Source organism: Nitrososphaera sp., assembly GCF_050748925.1.
Classification (GTDB): domain Archaea; phylum Thermoproteota; class Nitrososphaeria; order Nitrososphaerales; family Nitrososphaeraceae; genus Nitrososphaera.
In genome coordinates, this window is sequence record NZ_JBOGQF010000114.1 from 1 (window position 1) to 5,688 (window position 5,688).

Consider the following 5,688-nt stretch of genomic DNA (forward strand, 5'->3'; position numbering starts at 1 on the left):
CTTGTATGCAGCAAGTGCAGCACGGAGCATGCCATAACATTTCTTGGCTTTCTGAGCGAGATCAAAAACGCTGCGCTAAAGCGGTAAAAGGTATATCGTAGTGGTACCTAACTGACGCCGATGAATAGGTACGCAATTATCGCAATCGCCATGGTTGCCGGCGCGGTCCTGGTCGCAGGCACCGCCGTCAGCAGCACGATGGCAGCAAGCGAAGGCAAGATCTCATCCAGCGCAAAGACAGGCTACAAAGACGGCGTTTTCATGGTCAAAGCCGGCAGCGGCGGCCCTGTTGCGCCGCTGACAAAGTTCTCGCCAAAGGTGGCCGAGATCAAGGCCGGTGAAAGCGTAACATGGTACAATCCGACAAGGGTGGCAGAGCCGCACACCGTGACGTTCGTGATGGACCAGAGCCAGTGGGCGGACTTTGTGGCTCCATTTGCCATCTCCAACTCTACAAACGTGGCCCCGCTCCAGCCCGGCGCTAACGCCGAGGCGGTGACTTTTCCCGGTCCTGCAGGAACTGCGATGGTTGGGTTGAATGCGAGAAGCCTGAACGCGGCCACTGTGGCAGCTGACGGCGCCGTCTCATACATGCCGCCAAACGCCAACTATACGCTGACGGGAACTGAAAAATATGTCAATTCGGGCTGGATATGGCCGGAAGGGCAGACGCCTCAAGGCTTGCAGGAAATAAGCACTTTCAGCGTCAAGTTCGAAGAGGCAGGGACCTATGACTATATCTGCGTAGTCCATCCGTGGATGACCGGACAGGTAGTAGTCAAGTAGATCTACAGGGTGCCCTAGGTGGCGTCAAATAGGCGGTTTTTAGCCTAGCGCCTCTTGGGCCGGGCCTTTTTCTTTTTGCCCGATTTTGGCTTGGCTGCGCTCTTGGGCTTGGCCAACTTTTTCTGCAGCTGCGCAATCTGCGACAGGACCTTTTTGTTCTGCAACTCGACCTGCTTGGAGTGCCTGGCGCGTTCTTTGTCCGCCTTTTTAAGAGAGTCAAGGACCTGATCGATAGTCCTGCCTGTCTTTTCAAGCTGCTTGGACTGTTTTTTTATCCTCGACAGTGTCTGCGCTATCATGACCTCCTCGTTTGAAACGACGCGTTCCTGTACTGGCACTGCCGGCTGTTCTACCGGCTCGCTTGCTACTGTTTCTACTTCTGTTGCGGTGGGCGTTCCCGAGTCTGCTTCTGACATCGGTTGGGGTATGGGGTGCTATCTAAAATTATTTTCCCTGCGACAGCATCTGCTTTATCATCCTGGCGTGCTTTTCCTCATCCACTTTTAGCTGCTTGAACGCATCCGCTGCCTTCCGATTGCCGTCCTTTTCGGCATCTTTGATATATCCATCGACGTGCCACAGGAACGCAAGCTCTTCGGCGAGCTGCTTGTGCAGGTTGTATTCCGTGTCGGTCATGATCGCTGACTTTCCCTCTTCTTGCATGACGTTATATCGCGGGCATTGCTTATACCCTGCGCGGTTATTTGCACAGAAAATTCTATGAAATAGTTATATTCATATATTTAGATAGTCTGAATACAAGATTTCTATATAATAATGTAATCTTGATAAATAAATACATGTTAATCGATTAACCATTCAGGTGACTTGGTTGTCGTTCGCAAAGATATTCGAGTTGAAGGAAACTGCAAAGTGGTCGTCAAAGGTTGACGAGAAAAGAAATGCCATCAGCGAGCTGGCCGGCTTTGGGAGCGAGGCGGTCAACACGCTTGAAGAGATCCGGAGCGTCGAAGTCAACGACGAAATCCGGCAGCTGTGCGCGGAAGCCATACGGAAGGCTAAAGGCACAATAGAGGCGAATCTGAAAGAGCCGGAAAAGAAGGCCGGAGGGCCTGAAAAAGGCTCAAAATAGCGCGGTCACCTTATGTCGTCAAGGGGCACGGGGTAGTTTATGATGCCGCCCGTGCCGCCAATGTCCAGCTTGTTCAGCTCTTGCAGGGTGCCGATGTCGTTCATCTTGATCAGGTTGTTCGCCGACACGGTGTAAAGCACGCTTCCGATGTAGAACGACCTGCTTCCCTGACCATAGTAATAGTCAGTCGCGTTTCCGTGCTCTATCGTCCCCTTTAGCGAAATGCCGTCGCCTGCGCTGAGATTAAAGACATAGAACCCTCTCCACGTCTTGGGCGGTATGTATTTGCCGTCCGGCTCGTACCTGGGCTCTGCGTCATAGCTTGACACCGGAAGCGACAACAGGTTCCTGCTTTTGTCAAATAGGAACGCCTTGTGGTCATTGAGCGCCTCAGAGTCGGTCCCCTGGCCCTCGATAATGTGGTCGTCCACAAGCCGCGGCTTTGACACGTCAGAGACGTCAAAGAGCGCAACCTTTACTCCCGTCGCCTGCACGCCGCCAAACTCGTTTTCCTTGGCGTCCTTGCCTACGCCGATGATATGGTTTTCGTCATAGGGGTGCAAGTAGCTTGAATATCCCGGCAGCTTTAGCTCGCCAAGTATCCTGGGCTGGTCGGCCGACAGGTCGATGACAAAGAGCGGGTCTATCCTCTGGAACGTCACAAGGTACAGCCGCTCGCCGATAAAGCGCGCCGCGTATATCGACTCGCCCGGCTCGATCTGTTCCAGCTTGCCGACCGTCTCCATCTGGCCGTTCAGGACATAGACGTTGCTGTAGAGGCCCTGCGAGTACGGCGAATAGTACTCGACCGTCGTCGCGAGCCTGAACCTGCCTCCGCTCTCGTCCATCGAGAACTGGTTCAAGAGCCTGCCGGGCACCTCGCCTTTTGCGACATAATCAAGCTCGCCTGCCTGCCCTATCGCTATCTTGTGCACGACGGTCCTCATCGAGTCCCTCTGCAGCCTTGCATCGTACTCGCCAAGGGCTTTTTGGATCTTTTCTATCAGCGCCGCCTTGTCCTGCTCGCTTGTCAGGTTGTACATGTCCTGAAGCGCTGCAGATATTCTGTCCCACTTTTGCGCCTGCGAAAGCGAGCTGTCGGCGTCGATTGTCCTGATCCTCATCTGCGCGTCGTCAGACAGCAGCGGCACCACCACGCCAAAGAACCTGTCGCGGCTTTCCTGCTCGTAAAAGCCGTACGGCTGGTACTTTTGGTACGCGATGTAGATGTTGCCCTCTGACACGTACAGGGTGGACGCAGGGTTCATCATGAAGGTCTTTGAATTGACCGCGCCGTCGCCGCCCTTGATGTTTATCGAAGTCACGGTGTTAAAGTTGTAGTAGGGCTCGGGGTTGTCAAAGTAGTAAATGTCCGGGACTATGGTGACCGGCCCTGCTATCTTTGGTATCAGCGGCTGGCGATAGTTGTATAGGTCGCTTGTCGTTACAAGATAGGCATAGTCGCCTATTAGCCGCGCGTTGCTGTAAGCACCCATTACAGAATAGTTGTCTGTCACTTTTGGGCTGGCCCTGTCTGTTATGTCAAGCACTATGGCATGCGTCTTTGGCGCGTACACCGGCTGGGGTGCAAACTCGTACTGCGGGATGACATAGTCCTCGCTGTATTCCTGGTATAAAACGACAAGGGTGTTGTTGCTCAGGAACATGTTTTGCAGCTGCTGGCCCTGCTGGATGTCCAGGCCGATCTTGGCCACAACCTTGGCAGACTCGGCCGGATATACTTCTGCAATCGTTAGCTTGTCGCCTGACAACACGTACGCGTATTTGCCATCGTTTTTGACAAAGTCCGGCTCGTCAACTCCTGCCACCTGGACGTTAGTAGTAGAGTAAGATGAATCTGCGGCAACCGGAGCTCCGTCTTTTGCCTCTGGGGATGCCGGTGCTGGAGCCGTGGACTGAGGTGCTGCCGAGTCTGCCGATTCTAGGGTCCGCTCCTGTATCCCATTGAAAACTCCAGAGCCTCCCGACGCGGCAGACAAGGCACTGCGGACGCTCTCTGTATTAAGTAGGAAAGCCTTTAGATCGTCAATCGAAGAGAACTTGTTTAGCTTTTGAGTGGACGCTACGGCAAGCGTCGTAACATCCGGCTGGTCTCCGCGGGTGTCGATTCTCGTGATCTCGCCTATCGGCACGCTGCTACTGATGGAGCTGAGGATGAATACAAAGCCAATGGCTGCGGCTATGCCTATGCCGGCCATGCCATACATCGGGAGTCTTGCCATTTCTTCAAATCACTTCCTGATGACGTTATTAACCAACCGATCCATCTTAATTCTACACTTTAGAACAGCCGCATTGCCCTGTTTGGAGGCTTTCGTTCCGGCGTTCCGCGCCAAAATCGGCAATCGCCTATTCAACATGTCTGACAAGGCTTGTGCAGATATCTTGTTGCAATTTCTGTATTATGACATGTAAAAATTACAATATTTGTCTGGCTAAACAGCGCGGCAACTGGCGAAAAATGGGTGTTCTGAAACGTAAAACACCGCCTGAAGCATGTTCTGAAACCTAGGCTTAGGTATTCTGCTCCTGTAGTATAGGCCGTCATGTCAGACCAAAACATGAAAAGACGCAACTTTGCCCTGATTGCCGGCATACTTGCAATCAGCATGGTTGCAGCCACCATAGTGGGTGGCCAGATGATGACAACAGCAGTTGCGCAAGAGCAGCCTACAAAGACAACAGTTAGCGACAAGCCAACCGTATCAACTTCGGGCTCTGCAACCGTCAAAGTCGACCCAGACAGAGTCACCGTGACCATCGGGGTAGACACAAAGGGCGACACGGCCGCAAAGGCAGTTGCCGACAACTCTAGGATAATGAAGCGCGTCCTTGACGCACTGAAGGGCCTGGGGATCACCGCAAACCAGACGGCTACCAGCAACTATAGCGTCTTCCCTATCTATGACAGCAGAAGCCCGCCTTGCATAGACATATACCCGCAGCCGCCAGAGTGCGCTCCAAAGAGTGAAGTGACCGGCTACAGGGCAGTCAACTCGGTGTCAGTGACGCTTGAGGCAAGCGCGAACGTCGGCAAGGTCATCGACGCTGCAGTGAACGCGGGCGCAAACAACGTGAGCGGCGCATACTTCTTTGTCTCTGAGGCAAAGCAGCAAGAGATCCGCGACAGCCTCATCAAGCAGGCGATAGACAATGCAAGGTCACGTGCGGACAAGGCAGCAGCGGCGGTAGGCATGAGTGTCGTGAGCGTCCAGTCGATAAATCTCAACGACTTCTCGTTCCCTGTCTACTACAAGAACTTTGACGCTGCGCAGGGTGAAAACGGCGGAACCGACATACTGCCGGGACAGCAAGAAGTCTCGATGAGCGTCCAGGTCACATTCGTGATGGGTTAGATGGACCCTCACTCTCCCTTATTTTATTGACTTGTACAGGACGATCTTTTTCTTTAACACCGAAATCTCGTCGTTCTTTTCTCGCACTTCTTTAGTGAGCTTGACTATCTCGTCTATCAGCTCTGACCTCGTCTTGCCTGCGTACCTCTGGTGCTCAGAAAGCGTCATCGGCAATTGCTTCATGGCTTGGCTCAAAAAACATCGACAGATGACAAATTCACCTGTAGCTTTAATTTAGCTGATTCTTGCATTGCCGTCAAATAGAACCTTGTTCCTCAATTTTTAATACTGATTCTTGCCATGTATACCTCGTGGGCATGCTAACTTGGATAGTCATTGGAGTCCTCATCCTTGCAATCATCGGGATTGGCTGGCAAGCCTTCTTTTCCGGCATATTTGAGGGGGCAAAAAAAGTGGGCGAGAACCCTCTGG

At 52.8% G+C, this 5,688-nt stretch carries 7 protein-coding genes; 3 read left to right on the top strand and 4 right to left on the bottom strand.

All coding sequences use genetic code 11. The features are described 5' to 3' along the window. Positions 1 to 120 precede the first annotated feature (120 nt). Positions 121 to 786, top strand: coding sequence for a cupredoxin domain-containing protein (locus ACREAY_RS09320; RefSeq protein ID WP_431755498.1), 666 nt, complete (start codon positions 121 to 123; stop codon positions 784 to 786). A 44-nt stretch (positions 787 to 830) separates the two neighbouring features. On the opposite strand, the gene ACREAY_RS09325 is transcribed toward ACREAY_RS09320, so the two are convergent. Then, positions 831 to 1,202, bottom strand: coding sequence for a hypothetical protein (locus ACREAY_RS09325; protein WP_431755499.1), 372 nt, complete (start codon positions 1,200 to 1,202; stop codon positions 831 to 833). A gap of 28 nt (positions 1,203 to 1,230) precedes the next feature. Beyond that, complete coding sequence (locus ACREAY_RS09330) at positions 1,231 to 1,422, bottom strand: hypothetical protein (protein ID WP_431755500.1); 192 nt, start codon at positions 1,420 to 1,422, stop codon at positions 1,231 to 1,233. Between the two features lie 196 nt (positions 1,423 to 1,618). Between ACREAY_RS09330 and ACREAY_RS09335 the strand changes: the two genes are divergently transcribed. Beyond that, positions 1,619 to 1,879 carry a hypothetical protein gene (locus ACREAY_RS09335; protein ID WP_431755501.1) on the top strand — a complete coding sequence of 87 codons (261 nt, stop codon included), beginning with the start codon at positions 1,619 to 1,621 and terminating at the stop codon, positions 1,877 to 1,879. A gap of 5 nt (positions 1,880 to 1,884) precedes the next feature. On the opposite strand, the gene ACREAY_RS09340 is transcribed toward ACREAY_RS09335, so the two are convergent. Next, positions 1,885 to 4,122, bottom strand: a complete 2,238-nt coding sequence (locus ACREAY_RS09340) for a beta-propeller domain-containing protein (RefSeq protein WP_431755502.1) — start codon at positions 4,120 to 4,122, stop codon at positions 1,885 to 1,887. 324 nt (positions 4,123 to 4,446) lie between these two features. On the opposite strand from ACREAY_RS09340, the gene ACREAY_RS09345 reads away from it, so the two are divergent. Beyond that, the gene (locus tag ACREAY_RS09345; protein WP_431755503.1) at positions 4,447 to 5,256 is read left to right on the top strand and encodes an SIMPL domain-containing protein; all 810 of its coding nucleotides are present in this window, start codon (positions 4,447 to 4,449) and stop codon (positions 5,254 to 5,256) included. Between the two features lie 18 nt (positions 5,257 to 5,274). Here the strand turns inward: ACREAY_RS09345 and ACREAY_RS09350 are convergent, their stop codons facing one another. Next, entirely contained in the window at positions 5,275 to 5,424 is a 150-nt protein-coding gene (locus tag ACREAY_RS09350; protein WP_431755504.1) for a hypothetical protein, read from the bottom strand. Positions 5,425 to 5,688 lie beyond the last annotated feature (264 nt).

Bases quoted from the DNA above. Each gene is read 5' to 3' on its own strand.
- ACREAY_RS09320 (WP_431755498.1), top strand. From the start codon at position 121: ATGAATAGGTACGCAATTATCGCAATCGCCATGGTTGCCGGCGCGGTC.
- ACREAY_RS09325 (WP_431755499.1), bottom strand. From the start codon at position 1,202: ATGTCAGAAGCAGACTCGGGAACGCCCACCGCAACAGAAGTAGAAACA.
- ACREAY_RS09330 (WP_431755500.1), bottom strand. From the start codon at position 1,422: ATGACCGACACGGAATACAACCTGCACAAGCAGCTCGCCGAAGAGCTT.
- ACREAY_RS09340 (WP_431755502.1), bottom strand. From the start codon at position 4,122: ATGGCAAGACTCCCGATGTATGGCATGGCCGGCATAGGCATAGCCGCA.
- ACREAY_RS09345 (WP_431755503.1), top strand. From the start codon at position 4,447: ATGTCAGACCAAAACATGAAAAGACGCAACTTTGCCCTGATTGCCGGC.
- ACREAY_RS09350 (WP_431755504.1), bottom strand. From the start codon at position 5,424: ATGACGCTTTCTGAGCACCAGAGGTACGCAGGCAAGACGAGGTCAGAG.